11 protein-coding genes are annotated in these 14,361 nt (G+C 63.5%); 4 read left to right on the plus strand and 7 right to left on the minus strand.

Annotation, left to right across the window (positions count from 1 at the left end):
- Positions 1-52 precede the first annotated feature (52 nt).
- Both ACTAQJ_RS14990 and ACTAQJ_RS14995 read left to right on the plus strand, forming a co-directional pair.
- On the plus strand, positions 53-4,978 hold the full coding sequence (locus ACTAQJ_RS14990; RefSeq protein WP_498697246.1) for an NAD-glutamate dehydrogenase: 4,926 nt from the start codon (positions 53-55) through the stop codon (positions 4,976-4,978).
- Positions 4,979-5,081: 103 nt separating this feature from the next.
- Positions 5,082-5,303, plus strand: coding sequence for a hypothetical protein (locus ACTAQJ_RS14995; RefSeq protein WP_431117697.1), 222 nt, complete (start codon positions 5,082-5,084; stop codon positions 5,301-5,303).
- Between the two features lie 83 nt (positions 5,304-5,386).
- On the opposite strand, the gene ACTAQJ_RS15000 is transcribed toward ACTAQJ_RS14995, so the two are convergent.
- The 3 genes from ACTAQJ_RS15000 to hutU form a co-directional block, all read right to left on the minus strand.
- Complete coding sequence (locus ACTAQJ_RS15000; protein ID WP_431117696.1) at positions 5,387-5,635, minus strand: hypothetical protein; 249 nt, start codon at positions 5,633-5,635, stop codon at positions 5,387-5,389.
- A 197-nt stretch (positions 5,636-5,832) separates the two neighbouring features.
- Positions 5,833-7,425 carry a histidine ammonia-lyase gene (hutH, locus tag ACTAQJ_RS15005; RefSeq protein WP_498697248.1) on the minus strand — a complete coding sequence of 531 codons (1,593 nt, stop codon included), beginning with the start codon at positions 7,423-7,425 and terminating at the stop codon, positions 5,833-5,835.
- An 8-nt stretch (positions 7,426-7,433) separates the two neighbouring features.
- Positions 7,434-9,188, minus strand: coding sequence for a urocanate hydratase (gene hutU, locus ACTAQJ_RS15010; protein ID WP_498697250.1), 1,755 nt, complete (start codon positions 9,186-9,188; stop codon positions 7,434-7,436).
- A 208-nt stretch (positions 9,189-9,396) separates the two neighbouring features.
- Between hutU and ACTAQJ_RS15015 the strand changes: the two genes are divergently transcribed.
- Positions 9,397-9,885, plus strand: coding sequence for an SRPBCC family protein (locus ACTAQJ_RS15015; RefSeq protein WP_498697252.1), 489 nt, complete (start codon positions 9,397-9,399; stop codon positions 9,883-9,885).
- 23 nt (positions 9,886-9,908) lie between these two features.
- On the opposite strand, the gene ACTAQJ_RS15020 is transcribed toward ACTAQJ_RS15015, so the two are convergent.
- From ACTAQJ_RS15020 to ACTAQJ_RS15035, 4 genes are all read right to left on the minus strand, one after another.
- Positions 9,909-10,715 carry an IclR family transcriptional regulator gene (locus ACTAQJ_RS15020; RefSeq protein ID WP_216922359.1) on the minus strand — a complete coding sequence of 269 codons (807 nt, stop codon included), beginning with the start codon at positions 10,713-10,715 and terminating at the stop codon, positions 9,909-9,911.
- Between the two features lie 174 nt (positions 10,716-10,889).
- Entirely contained in the window at positions 10,890-12,146 is a 1,257-nt protein-coding gene (locus ACTAQJ_RS15025; RefSeq protein ID WP_498697255.1) for an efflux permease Rv1217c-related protein, read from the minus strand.
- Positions 12,143-12,511 carry a hypothetical protein gene (locus tag ACTAQJ_RS15030; RefSeq protein ID WP_498697257.1) on the minus strand — a complete coding sequence of 123 codons (369 nt, stop codon included), beginning with the start codon at positions 12,509-12,511 and terminating at the stop codon, positions 12,143-12,145. Before ACTAQJ_RS15030 ends, ACTAQJ_RS15025 begins: the two co-directional genes overlap by 4 nt.
- A 1-nt stretch (position 12,512) precedes the next feature.
- Positions 12,513-13,499, minus strand: coding sequence for an ABC transporter ATP-binding protein (locus ACTAQJ_RS15035; RefSeq protein ID WP_498697258.1), 987 nt, complete (start codon positions 13,497-13,499; stop codon positions 12,513-12,515).
- 102 nt (positions 13,500-13,601) lie between these two features.
- Here ACTAQJ_RS15035 and ACTAQJ_RS15040 point away from each other — a divergent pair, with 102 nt between their 5' ends.
- A complete protein-coding gene (locus tag ACTAQJ_RS15040) occupies positions 13,602-14,273 on the plus strand; it encodes an alpha/beta fold hydrolase (protein WP_431117689.1) in 672 nt (223 codons plus the stop codon).
- Positions 14,274-14,361: the final 88 nt, after the last annotated feature.

The following is a 14,361-nucleotide window of genomic DNA, read 5'->3' on the forward strand; positions in this document are numbered from 1 at the left end:
TTGCCGACCGCAGCAGCACGGCCGCTCCTTTGCGCAGCGGAGGCGCAGCGACATGGCACCAATGACGGAGCCGGCGGACGGATTCCTGACCGACTACTACGAGCACGTCACGGACGACGACGTCCGCAGCTACACGCCCGAAACCTTGTTGGAGCGGGCACGCTACCACCGCTCGTTAGCGGAACGCCGTGAACCTGGACAAGCAGTCATCGGCGTCCTGAACGAAACAGATACCAGCTTGGTGGCAATTGTCTCGGATGACATGCCCTACCTGGTTCCCTCCGTAACAGCGGAGATCGCTCGTGACACCGCTTCCATCCGGCTTTTGGTGCACCCCACTTTCAGCGTCACGCGGGACCCGGCCACCCACCGCATGACGGGTATCCACAGGGGACCTCACCGCTCGGGGCTGCCCACCGGCGTCGAACGTTTCGAGGAGCATGCGCGGGCGACGGCACCTGTCCCTTCGCCGGACGAGCACGACGACGGACCGCTCACGGAGGCGTGGATAGCGATTGAGATCCCCCGGATTCCGGACAACGCGAGCGCCGAGCTGCTGGTGGGCCGGCTGAACAAGGTCTTGGGTGATGTCCGGGCTGCGGCAGCGGACGCTGATGCCATCCACGAGGAACTGGTACACGAAATCCGTGTGCTGGACGGGGCCGCAGCAAAAGACCGAACGGCGCGCGAAGCACAGGAGCTGTTGCGGTGGCTGGATGACGGGAATTTTGTGTTCCTGGGGTTTCGCGGGCGCCGCGGCCTCGGCCTCCTCCGTGATGCTGCCGGTCCAGCGCCGGGCGATGTTCCCGGCAAGGTGCTTACCCTCACCAAATCGACGCTTCGCTCAACAGTCCTCCGACGTTCCTACCTCGACGAGATCAGCCTTGGCACGGTGAACGGGAACGGCACGAACACCAGCGGGTGCACTTTTGTTGGCCTCTTCTCCCCCAGTTCAACAGCTCGCTCGGCCCAGCAGATCCCGGTCATCCGGGACACAGTGGAAGAAGTGCTGCGGGCGTTCGGTTACCCGGCGTCGTCGCATCACGCCAAGGAACTCCTTGCGGTGTTGGAGGCGTATCCGCGGGACGAACTGTTCCACATCGATGCCGAGCAGCTGGCCATCCGTGCGCGCGAGATCCTGCGACTCCAGGAACGCCATAGCACCCGGCTCTTTCTTCGTCCGGACTCCTTCGGGCGGTTCATGACAGCACTGGTTTTCCTCCCCAGGTACAGGTACAGCACGGCCGTCAGACTGAACATCGAGCGCGAGTTGCGCGAGGCGTTTGGCTCGGACGCCATAGAGTTCGAGCTTCGCTTGGGCGAATCCGCCATGGCTCGCGTGTTCTTCCGGATCCTTTTGCCACAGGACCCCTCACGGCACGACTCATCGCACCGCGGCGCTCCGGCGGTGGTGGACGCCGCAGCCCTTGAGCAGAGGATCATCGCCGCTACAAGGTCCTGGGCTCAAGGCTTGGACGAGGCCCTCCAAACGAGGTATCCGCGGGAGGAGGCGGCCAGATTGTCCAAGCAGTGGGCACCCGCGTTTCCGGCCAGCTACAAGGCTGATTACGAGGTGGAGGACGCAGTTGAGGACATTGCCAGGTTCGAAAGCTTTCCGGGAATTCCGACGGAGCCGGATTCTGCAGGCGAAGCAGATCCCCTCCTCACCGTTTACCAACGTCCCGGCACGGCAGTCCTCAGTGAGGATGCCCGGATCCGTCTTTACCTAACGCGCCCGCAGAGCCTGACCGAGATCCTCCCCTTCTTCCATAACCTGGGCTTGAAGGTCCTGGACCAGCGTCCTTTCGACGTTCAGCGTGCCGACGGGCGGCAGTTCTTCCTGTACGACCTCGGCCTGAAGTATCCGCGCGGGGTTGACCCCGTGGCCACGGGCGATCTGCTGGCTGGCGCGTTCTGTGCGGCGATGCGCGGTGATGCTGAGTCAGACGCTTTGGACGCCTTGGTCATCAAGGAGGGCATCGACTGGCGGCGGGTTGCCATCCTGCGCGCGTATGCCAAGTACCTCCGGCAACTGGGGAGCACCAACTCCTACGGCTTCATCGCGGATACGCTCCGCGGGAACGCCATGGCCACCCATGCGCTGCTGGAATTGTTCGAGGCGAAATTCAATCCTGACCGCTTTGCTCCGGACTTGTTTGATCCGGAACTCCTCAATTCCGGTCATGGGGAGCCGGGGCCGGCCAGGGGCGATCTGTTCGAAGAGGGAAGCAGCGAACTGAGCCACAGGACGCAGGCCGTTCATAGAGCCCGAACGAACCTGATGGAAGCCATCGACGCCGTCCCTGTCCTGGACGCCGACAGGTTGCTGCGTTCCCTGGCGAGCCTGGTGGACGCCACGCTCCGCACGAACTTCCATCTCAACAAGCCCTTCATCAGCTTCAAACTCAACCCCGCCAGCATCCCGGCTGCCCCTGCGCCCCGCCCGAAATTCGAGATCTGGGTCTATTCGCCGCGCGTTGAAGGCGTCCATCTGCGTTTCGGTCCGATAGCCCGCGGTGGCCTTCGGTGGTCGGACAGGAGGGAAGACTTCCGGACGGAAATCCTGGGACTCGTGAAAGCCCAGACGGTCAAGAACGCCGTGATTGTTCCCACCGGAGCCAAGGGCGGATTCTTCCCCAAACGACTCCCGGACCCGGTAGAGGACCGTGCGGCCTGGCTCGCGGAAGGTCAGGAAAGCTACCGGACATTCATCCGCGGTTTGCTGGATATCACGGACAACCTCGTATCGGATCCCGACGGCGGAAGCAACGGCCGCGTACTCGCGCCACCCCGGGTGGTACGGCACGATGGCGACGACTACTACCTCGTCGTGGCCGCCGACAAGGGAACAGCAACTTTCTCGGACATCGCCAATGCCCTTGCCGCAGAGTACGGATTCTGGCTGGGAGACGCCTTCGCTTCCGGAGGCTCAGTAGGTTATGACCACAAGCAGATGGGGATCACAGCCCGGGGTGCCTGGGAATCCGTGCGGCACCATTTCAGTGAACTCCTGATCGATTGCCGGGCTGAGGACTTCACGGTTGTTGGCATCGGAGACATGAGCGGAGACGTCTTTGGCAACGGGATGCTCCTCTCCCGCCACATCAAACTCGTGGCCGCCTTCGATCACCGGCACATCTTCCTGGATCCTACGCCGGACCCTGAGCTCTCCTACGCCGAGCGGGAACGGCTCTTCAAACTCCCACGCTCCTCGTGGGCCGATTATGACCTCACCAAGCTGAGCGAGGGCGGCGGCGTCTTTGCCCGGACGGAAAAATCCATCCTGCTCACGGAACAAGTCCGGCTCGCTTTGGGGCTGGATGAGGGCACCGATGCGAATGGCCAGCTGGCAATGAGCCCACCTGAGCTTCTCCGCGCAGTCCTCACTGCCCCGGTGGACCTCCTGTACAACGGCGGAATCGGCACCTACATCAAGGCATCCACGGAGACCCATGCCGAGGTGGGAGACAAATCAAACGACGCCATCCGGGTCAACGCCAAGGATCTTCGCGCGCACATCATTGCCGAGGGCGGCAACCTTGGAGTAACCCAGCGCGGCCGGATCGAAGCAGCTTTGGCAGGCGTTCTGGTCAATACCGATGCGATCGATAATTCAGCCGGCGTGGATTGCTCGGACCATGAAGTGAACATCAAGATCTTCCTGGACCGGATGGTCTCCGCAGGCCGGATGTCGGCGGCAGAAAGAACCGGATTCCTGCACTCGCTCCAAGACGAGGTTGGACGGCTCGTCCTGAAAACCAACGATGACCAAAACGTCCTGCTCCTCAATGACAAGCAACTGGCGCTGGAATGGAGTCCCAGCTTTGAACGGACCATGGATTGGCTTGAGTCAGTCACAGATCTGGACAGGGAGCTCGAATGCCTTCCCAGCAACGCCGAGCTTCAGGCACGTGTCCTGACTGGTAAGGGACTAACCACTCCGGAACTCGCCGTGTTGGCCGCCTACGCCAAAATCGAACTCGCCCGCGAACTCACCGAGGGCGGTTTGTCCGATGATCCCTGGTTTTCTCAAACCCTTCGTGGCTATTTCCCCCAGCAAGTCTCAGAGCGGTTCGGTAAACATCTCTCCACGCATCCCCTGCGCCGGGAGATCGTAGCCACGGTGGTGGCCAACGACATGATCAACATGGGAGGCATAGCCTTCGCTTTCCGCGCGATGGAGGAGACGACGGTTTCTGCCCCGGCAGTGGCCCGGGCGTTCGTGGTGATGCGGAAGATTTGGGACTTTGACGCCCTCACCGGCAGCATCGCCCAAGTGCCGCCCACCACACCCCGTGAGCATGGAGCCGCCGTTGCCCTGGATCTGCGGCGGCTACTGGACCGGTCCGTCCGCTGGTACGTGACCCACGACTTCCGCGACAAGCCCATTGCCGATGCCTTGGCCAGGCTTGAGCAGCCGATGTCCTTGATGCGGGAGAACCTCACGAGCTTCCTTCATGGAGTCAACCCTCACCACACCCAGAAACGCCTGGCCCATACAGACTCGGTGGGCTTGCCCCATGATCTGGGCATCAGGGCATCCGAACTCCTGGTCAGCTACGGATTGCTGGACATTTCCGTTATCGCGGAGGAACTGCAAGAGCCAGTGGAGGCGGTGGCCGAGGTGTACTTCGCAGTCTTCGAACGGATCTCGGCCATCCCCCTGCTGGAACACATCACCATGCTCCCGCGGGACACCCACTGGGAGTCGCTGGCACGTGCGGCCTTGCGGGATGACATGTATTTGGTGCTCGCGGACATGACCAAAGCGGTAGTGCGGCACACGCCCCGGATCTCTGGTGCGGTGACTGCCACGGCGTCTGACCCAGTGGAGCGAATCATGGACTGGGAACGTGGAAACATCGAACAACTGGCCCGCGTCCAGGAGACCATCAAGGAGGCCATCAAGCCCGGTCCGGTGGACATTGCAGCGCTCTCCGTGGCGGTAAAGCTGCTTCGCGCCATGGTCCGGAGATGAGGGGGCGGACATTGATGCTGCCGGTCATCTTACATATTTTGCGTCAAACGTCCTATGATTGATGGGTCGCCCTCGCATGCGGCAAGTAATAGGAGGCCCCGAAATGACCGCTGCAATCACTGCAGAACGCGAAATTCGCCTGTCTTTTTCAAAGGCAGACGAGATCCACGACGGACTTGAACGCGCCGTGGATGCTTTGATCAACAACGCAGCAGCAGATGCCAACTGCGGCATTCTGGTGACCCGGCACGAGCCCGGCACCTACACAGTGGCCCTGGACGAATCCGTTCCCTTCGGCCAGACCCACGAAGTGCTCGCTGCGTAACAGTAGTAATTGCAGTTGTAGTAGAAAAGCAAAAAGCCGGGGCCTGAGCCCCGGCTTTTTGCTTCACTGTGCCCGACGGAGAGCTAAGCCCGGCGGAGAGTCACGCCGTCGGACTTCATGAACAATTCCTTGCCTTCCTCCGTGACGCCCGGCCCAGAGTGCTCCAGCCACACCACATTTCCGCTGCCGGAGACTTCCTCGATCAGCCCGGCCGCGATCACGTGCGCGTACTTGACTACCTCCACGCGCTCGCCAACCTTGAGTTGCCTCCAGTCCGAAACCGTAACTGAGTGTGCGCTTCGTCTGGAGAGGACTGCTCCACGTGCCTTCATTGAACTTCTACCCCTTTGTGGATGTTCGCTGTTGTGTATTGAGTTATGAACGGTTGACCGTCAGGCCCACGGCATCGTTGACGTGGACGTGACGTACACCATAAGTTCTACTACATTTGTCACGCCCCGGAGATTGCGTTGCGAACAATTTCCGGGACGTGACAAATTTGCCCATCAAATGAGCGTTTTATTCGACGTCAGGCCAAGATCCCGACGGCGGATTCGGCGGCCGCACGGACCGCACCGGAGCCCACAAGACGGTCAGCCGCTTCGAGTTCGGGCGACAGGAACCGATCGGCTCCCGGTCCCTGGACCACTTCGCGAAGCACCTCGAGCACAGCTGTACCGGCCGGGCCCGGGGTCAGTTCGCCGTCGGACATCTGCGTGCGCATGTCGATAGCGCGGGCGCTGGTGACCAGCTCCACAGCCAGGACGCGGCGGAGATTCTCCACGGCCTTGCGAAGCTTCCGGGCAGCATGCCAACCCATGGACACGTGGTCTTCCTGCATGGCGGAGCTCGGGATGGAGTCCACCGATGCAGGCACGGCCAGTCGCTTGTTGTCCGAAACCAGGCCGGCCTGGGTGTACTGGGCGATCATAAGGCCGGAATCGACGCCGGGGTCCCCGGCGAGGAAGGCCGGGAGACCGTGGGAGCGGGCCGGGTCCAGCATGCGGTCCGTACGGCGCTCCGCGATGGAGCTGAGGTCCGCGATGGCGATGGCCAGGAAGTCCAGGACGTAGGCCACGGGTGCACCGTGGAAGTTGCCGTTGGACGTGACGCGGCCGTCCGGCAGGACAACCGGGTTGTCGATCGCTGCGGCCAGTTCCCGGGAAGCTACCAGTGCGGCGTGGTCCACGGTGTCGCGGACAGCGCCGGCAACCTGAGGGGCGCAACGCAGGGAGTAAGCGTCCTGGACCTTGGTGTCGTTGATCCGGTGGGAGGCGACGATCGGCGAGTTGGACAGCACGCGCAGCATGTTGTCCGCGCTGGCAGCCTGCCCGGGGTGCGGACGCAGGGCAGCGTGCAGCTCCGGCAGGAACACCTGATCGGTGCCCAGCAGTGCCTCGACGCTGAGCGCGGCAGTAACGTCCGCAGTCGCGAGCAACAAACGGATGTCAGCGATGGCCATCAGCAGCATTCCCAGCATGCCTTCGGTGCCGTTGACGAGGGCCAGGCCCTCCTTTTCCGCGAGGGTGACCGGCTCGATGCCGTGCTGCGCGAGCAGCTCAGCAACAGGCGGCTGGCCAGCGGTTCCGTAGAGTTCGCCATCGGGACCGGTTGCTTCGCCTTCGCCCATCAGCACCAGCGCGCAGTGGGACAGCGGCGCGAGGTCGCCGGAGCAGCCCAGCGAACCGAACTCGCGGACCAGCGGGGTGATGCCGGCGTTGAGAACGTCCACCATGGTCTGCAGGACCACGGGACGGACGCCCGTACGGCCGGATGCGAGGGTCTTGGCGCGGAGGAACATGATGCCGCGGACCACTTCGCGTTCAACCGCCGGCCCCATGCCCGCTGCGTGGCTGCGGATGAGCGACTTCTGCAGCTGCGTGCGGAGGTCATTGGGGATGTGGCGGTTGGCCAACGCGCCGAAACCCGTTGAAATGCCGTAGGCGGGGACATCGCTGGTGGCGAGGCTATCGATGTGGGCGCGAACCTTGGCGACGTTATCCAGGGCGTCCTGGGAGATGGTCACCTTGGCATCGTGGCGTGCGACGGCGACGACGTCTTCCGGGGTCACGCCGCTGGAACCGAGGGTAACGGTCAGGGGTTCGTGGGTAGTAATAGTCACTTTGTTGCCTACTTCTCGTTCATGGGGATGCGGACGCCGCGTTCGTTGGCGACTTCGACGGCGCGGTCGTAGCCGGCGTCGACGTGGCGGATGACGCCCATGCCGGGGTCGTTGGTCAGGAGCCGTTCGAGCTTCTCCGCGGCCAGGTCCGTGCCGTCAGCGACGGAAACCTGCCCGGCGTGCAGGGACCGGCCGATACCGACACCGCCGCCGTGGTGGATCGACACCCAGGTAGCGCCCGAGGAGGTGTTCAGCAGGGCGTTCAGCAACGGCCAGTCAGCTACCGCGTCGGACCCGTCGGCCATGGCCTCGGTCTCCCGGTACGGGGACGCCACGGAACCGGAGTCCAGGTGGTCACGGCCGATCACGATCGGAGCCTTGACCTTGCCCTCCTTCACCAACTGGTTGAACAACAGCCCGGCCTTGGCCCTTTCACCGTACCCGAGCCAGCAAATACGTGCCGGCAGGCCCTCGAACTCCACGCGGTCCGCCGCGGCGTCCAGCCACTTGTGCAGGTGCGTGTTCTCCGGGAACAGTTCCTTAATGGCCTTGTCCGTGACGGCGATGTCTTCCGGGTCCCCCGAGAGCGCGACCCAGCGGAACGGGCCCAGGCCCTCGCAGAACAACGGACGGATATACGCCGGAACGAAACCGGGGAACTCAAACGCCCGCTCGTACCCGCCCTTGCGTGCCTCATCACGGATCGAGTTGCCGTAATCAAACACCTCGGCCCCGGCGTCCTGGAACTCCACCATCGCCTGCACCTGGCGGGCCATGGACGCCTGGGCCTTCTTCGTGAACCCTTCCGGATCCGCCGCGGCCTCCGTGTGCCACTCCGCCACCGTGATGCCCTCCGGCAAATACGACAACGGGTCGTGCGCGGACGTCTGGTCCGTGACCACATCAAAGGTCACTTCCCCGGCCTTGTGGCGGGCCAGCAGTTCCGGGAACACCTCCGCGGCGTTGCCCACATAGCCCACGGACCAGCCACGGCGTTCGGCCTTGGCCTTCTGGACCTTCGCGATCGCAGCATCCAGATCCGTTTCGACCTCATCCAGGTACCGCTTGCCCGCACGGCGGCGCAGGCGGGTCTCGTCCACGTCCACGATCAGGCACGCACCATCATTCAACGTCACCGCCAGCGGCTGGGCACCGCCCATCCCGCCACACCCACCCGTCAACGTCAGCGTCCCCGCCAGTGGTCCCTCCGACAAACCAGCAGCGGTGGAGCCTTCTGCGGCGGGGGCCGGGTGGCCGGCGGTGTTCTGCCTGGCGGCCGCGAGCTTGTTGCCGACGGCTGCGAAGGTTTCGTACGTGCCCTGCAGGATGCCCTGCGTGCCGATGTAGATCCAGGACCCGGCCGTCATCTGCCCGTACATCATCAGGCCCTCAGCCTCCAGGCGGCGGAACTCCGGCCACGTCGCCCAGTCCCCCACCAGGTTCGAGTTCGCCAACAGGACACGGGGAGCCCATTCGTGGGTGCGGAACACACCCACCGGCTTGCCCGACTGCACCAGCAGCGTCTCGTCCTTCTCCATCGTCTCCAGCGTCCGGGTGATCGCATCAAACGCAGCCCAAGACCGCACAGCACGGCCCGTGCCGCCGTAAACCACCAAATCATCAGGACGCTCAGCGACCTCAGGATCCAGATTGTTCATCAACATACGCAACGGCGCCTCAGTCTGCCACGACTTGGCAGTAAGCTCAGTACCCCGCGCGGCCTTGACCGGACGGGCACCAGTAGTGAAATCGGCGGGTGCCATGATGACTCCTTCGTCTTTGGGAAGTGTGTAGTGGAAAGTTCTTCTGCTTCTACTAAAGCCCCTTTACGAGGGCCCTGGAATGGCTTTTCAACTGGTGATGTCCGGGATTACAGACGCATGCAGCCCTTCGCTGATCCTCCGCCCAGGCGTCGCTGTGAAGTGAGGCCAACCCCTCGCATTCGCGCGGGAAGGAGCGCATGCTGGACCCATGGCAACGTTCCGAGTGACTACCCTCGTTGCGGCTCCGCCGGAGCGCGTTTTCGCGACCTGGACGGATCTGGACCGGTTCCCGGAATGGATCGGCGGAGTCACCCGGGTGACCGATCGCACTGGCTCGATCGACCAGGCCGGCAGCCGCTACACGGTGTGGTTCGGGCGCATGGCGAGCCCCACGGAGATCCTCGCCGTCGAACGGCCTTGGCACATCCACACACGTTTCGGCAACGCGATCCTGAAGGGCGAGTCAGATGTGAGGTTTACTGCCGAGGCAGGCGGTACGCGCATCCAGCAGGAGTTCGTGACCCGAGGATTCGTTTCAGCGGTTTTCGGGCGGATTTTCGCCATGGGGTCCTACCGGGGCAGCTTCCGGGGTGAGCTGGAGACGTTCCGCAGACTCGTCGAGCGCGACGCCTCGGAGCCGGGCAGACTGAAGCCGGGCCAACCCGAGCCGGGCGAACCGAAGCCGCGTGGCGACTAGGACGAATGGACTATGCGAACGGCCTAGCCAGCCGGTCGTCCGTGAATGCGTACGGACAATTCGTCGGCAGCCTTGCGGATGCGCGCAGCCAGTACCGGCCATTGCTCAGCCGGCACTTTGTCCTCCAAGAACGTGACGGCGACTGCCGCCGTCGGCCATCCCACGTGGTCAGTCACAGCGGCGGCTATTGAGCCAAATCCGGGCGTAATCTCGCCGTTTTCCGTGGCGTAGCCACGCTGCCGCACCTGGTCAAGGTGGGAGGACAGGGCAGAGTACTTCATGATCGGGAATTCGACTTCGTGGCGCGATGTGAAGGCGGCGGCGTTCGGGTATAGGGCGCGAACCTGGGACTTTGGCAGGGCGGCCAGGATCGCGCGGCCTGACGCGGTGAGGTGACTGGGCAGGCGGACTCCGACGTCGGTCACCAGGCTTGGGCGGTTCTTGGCGCGTTCCTCCACGATGTAAAGGACGTCGCGGCCATGAAGCACGGCCAGGTGCGCGCTTTCGCCAATCACGTCCACCAGCGAGGCCAGCATAGGCCGCCCGAGACGCGACAAAGGCTCCTGCCGTGAATAGGCCGAGCTGAGCTCGAAGGCGCTGATGCCGAGGCCGTAGCGCTGCTCTTCGTGCAGATGGAGGACGAAGCCGTTGGCCTCCATGACGCCGAGCAGGTGGTAGACGCTGGAGCGGGGCAAGCCGAGCGCCGTCGCAATGTTCGACGCCGCCATCGGCCCTCTCCGCGAGGCCAACAGTTTCAGGATGCGCAGCGTATTTTCGGCGGCAGGGACCTTGGATGTGGCCTTGCCTGGTGCCAGTGGCGTGGTTGTCATGGTTCCTCACTGCTCAAGACTGCTGAAGGAGAAACCGTCCAGCCCCACGCGGGGCGATGTGTCCGGTATCCCGTACTCAAGCGTGCCCTGTTAAGTACGGCAGCGCCAGACCACTCCCTCCATGCAGTGTCTGAAATACCAGACTTAACTGGCGGTCATATATTTGAGCGCGGCTCAAACCGTGCCAACCTCCCGGCGGCGCACGGCCACGAACGCGAACACCACTAGCGCCGCTCCAATCCCGAGCATCCAAAAGCCGCCGCTCCAATCGGTTCCCGTGGTGGTAACCACCGGCGTATGTGTGAATGGCGAGAGGTCCCTGAGGGTCTTGTCGAAGCCCAGCATTCCGCCGTAGATACCCAGCACGACGCCCAACGCCAGCAACGCCCAACCGATCGGAACAGTAGCGCGGGGAAAGGTGACAAATACCGCAGCGGGCAAGGCCAAGTAAAGCAGCGCAGCCGGGATTTGAGCCCCGGCCGTCTCCCACACGTTGCCCACATCAACGGCTGATTCCCCCGAGACCAACAAGGAATACCAGGCACCGAATGCCGCGAACACCATGACGAGTACCACGGAGGCCGCCCCGAGGCCGAGAAAGCTGCCAAACCAACGAATGCGTCCCAGTGGTTGCGAGAGCACCAGTTCTGCAGTGCCCGCAACTTCTTCCTGCCTCAATCGCAGAACGGCCTGGAGTCCGCAGGCCGCCGCCAGGATGCCACCGATTTCAAAGAGGACAGCAATGACCAGCTCTGTCATGGATGTGCCTTGCGCCTCGATCATGGCCCTAAGGATCGCTGTGACCGAGGAATTCGTGATGCTGACCTGCTGGATGGCAGCGCCCAGGGCGCCGGTAAGCAGGCCCGCGATAAACCCGCCAATGCACCAGCTCACGATCGCGCCCTGCTGGAGTCGTAGTGCCAGGGCAAAGGGCCCGCGGAGCGAGGGTCGGGCGTCCATCCGGCCTCGTCGTCCGGCCAGCACGCTCGCTCCTACATCCCGCTTGGACATGATGACGGCGGTCAGTGAGACGCAGACGATGCCAAGCCCCAGCGGAAGCAGCAGGGGCCACCATCGGTTTCCCGTGTAGGCAAACGTCTGCTGCCCCCAACCGATGGGCGAAACCCAGCTCGGCCATGCCGCCGTTACCGTCAGGCCGTCCCGGCTGACCTCGCCGGTCGCATCGCCGAAACCGCGCAGAAGATAGGCGGCGACCACTAGCCCGGCCGCCGCTCCGTTTGCCCCACGCGAGGTACTCATGAACTCGGATGCGAGCAATCCGACCGTGAGGAACGCCAAGCCAATGGCTCCGGCCGCAAGACCGGCCACGAGCGAGCCAGCGGAGTCGAGACCGCCGGCGATAAAGCCGAACGTGACTGCCGCGGCCAGGAGCACGTTTCCTACGAGCCCATGCGTCACGGTCGCCGTCAATGGCATCCACCGCCCGCCGCCGTGGACGCGACGAGCTCAGCCCGGCCCGCTTCCTCCTCGGCACGCGTATGCCGCACTGCCAGGAAGGTGTTCATCAGGCCAGCAAGGACACCGATGAAGGCGAAGATCTGGAAAAACGTAAATGCGTCCAGGGCGGGGCCCCTGACCAGCCCGCGGAGAATCAAAATAGCGGGAGTCGCCGTGGCAACATGCAGGATCTCGGCGCGGGAAGCATCGTCCCCGTACGCCGAAGCCACCGCTGTAGTGGCGAAAAAGGCAAGGGCACCGATGGAAGCAATCCAGCTCAGGAGTTGCCACCGGTCGCGGCGAAGTCGCTGCCAATACAAGCCAAGAAAGCGGCTCATCTCAAGGGCCCGTCGCCGCGGGCGGGCGGCTTCGCCCATGGTGAGTGCCGCCGTCGGACTTCACTTCCTCTGACTGGGGCGGAAGGGCAACCCCGTAGTGCCGGAGGAACAACTCTTCCAGCGACGGTGGAGCGACCAGCAGGCCCTGTACGCCCAGACGTCCAAGAATCGGCAGGACCTCATGGACACGGTCCGAATCGGCATTGAACTTGACCCGGCCTGCGGCCAAGGTGAGGTCGTGGACTTGGGAAAGGCTTTGGAGGGCTTGGACGTCCACCTGGTCCTGCGCGAAAGAGATCCCTGTGCGGGTCAGGTGGCGCAGGGATTCCAGAGTCCCGCCGTCAACGATCCGACCACCCCGGATGATGCTGACACTATCGGCCAGCTGTTCCACCTCGGAGAGAATGTGGCTGGAAAGAAGGACAGTGGCCCCTTTCTCGGCGACGAGCCGCCGGATCTCCCTAGTAAAGACGGCCTCCATGAGGGGATCCAGACCGCTTGTCGGCTCGTCCAGAAGGTAGACCTCAGCGTCGGCAACCAAGGCTGCGATGAGCGCAACTTTCTGGCGATTGCCTTTGGAGTAGGCACGGCCCTTCTTGGTGGGGTCAAAGTCGAAGAGCTGGCACAAACGCTCCTTGCTGCGTCGATACTCAGCGTGATCTGCCCCGCTGTCCCGAAGCCGGGAGAGAAAATCAATGGTCTCTCCCCCTGAGAGATTCGGCCAGATACTGACATCGCCGGGGACGTTGGCAACACGCCGGTGGAGTTCAACGGCGTCGGCCCATGGGTGCAATCCAAGGACTCTCGCACTGCCGGACGAGGCGCGTGCCAGGCCCAGCAGGATACGGAGCGTAGTGGACTTCCCTGCACCGTTCGGGCCGAGGAACCCGTGGACTTGCCCCGCGGGGACTTCGAGGTCGAGGCCGTCCAGTGCCTTGACCCGGCCGAAATTCTTATGGAGATCGATGGTCTGGATGACAGGGTCCATGGAGCCGACGTTACGCAGAAACGGCGCCCCTGTGAAGGAAGACAATAGGGACATGAATTCCACCGTGTTTCACCCTCGCCACTGCGTGCGGCCCGAACTGCCGTGAGTACGTTCGTCCTGATCCCGGGAGCCGGCGGGACAGCCTGGTATTGGAGCCGGGTGGTTCCGCTGCTGGAGCGTGCCGGACACGAGGCCGTCGCGGTGGACCTCCCTGGGGACGACGAAAGTGCTGGCCTGCCCGAGTACACGCGACTGGTTCTGGACGCCATTGGCGCCCGCACCGACGTCGTGCTCGTGGCCCAATCACTGGGCGGTTTTACCGCGCCGTTGGTCTGCGACCGTGCGTCAATCATCCGCGAGCTCGTCCTCGTCAACGCGATGATCCCAATGCCGGGCGAAACCCCTGGCGACTGGTGGGCGAACACAGGTTGGGACGCCGCGAGGGAGAGCGCTGCTGCGGCCCACGGTTACAGTCCCGAGTTCGACGTTGCCACAGATTTCCTGCACGACGTTCCACCGGACGTCGCTGCAGCGGGTGAACCGTATCAGCGGCCGGAAGCCAATGCGGTCTTCGAATCAGTCTGCGACTTCACGGAGTGGCCCAGCATCGCAACAAGGGTACTCAGCGGGAGGGACGACCGGTTCTTTCCCGTGGAATTCCAGCGCCGAGTGGCCAAAGAACGCTTAGGACTCACGCCCGACGTCATCGCAGGCGGCCACCTGCTGGCCTTGGCAAACCCGGAGGGCGTAGCGAAGTACCTGCTGCGGGGCTGAGCCGCACTGCCGGAGATGCCCGCGGGAGGTCGGTCCCAATGCGGGATGTTCACCAAATTCACCCAGTTATCCAAATTCACCAAATTCA

This window comes from Arthrobacter sp. alpha11c (genome assembly GCF_054149985.1).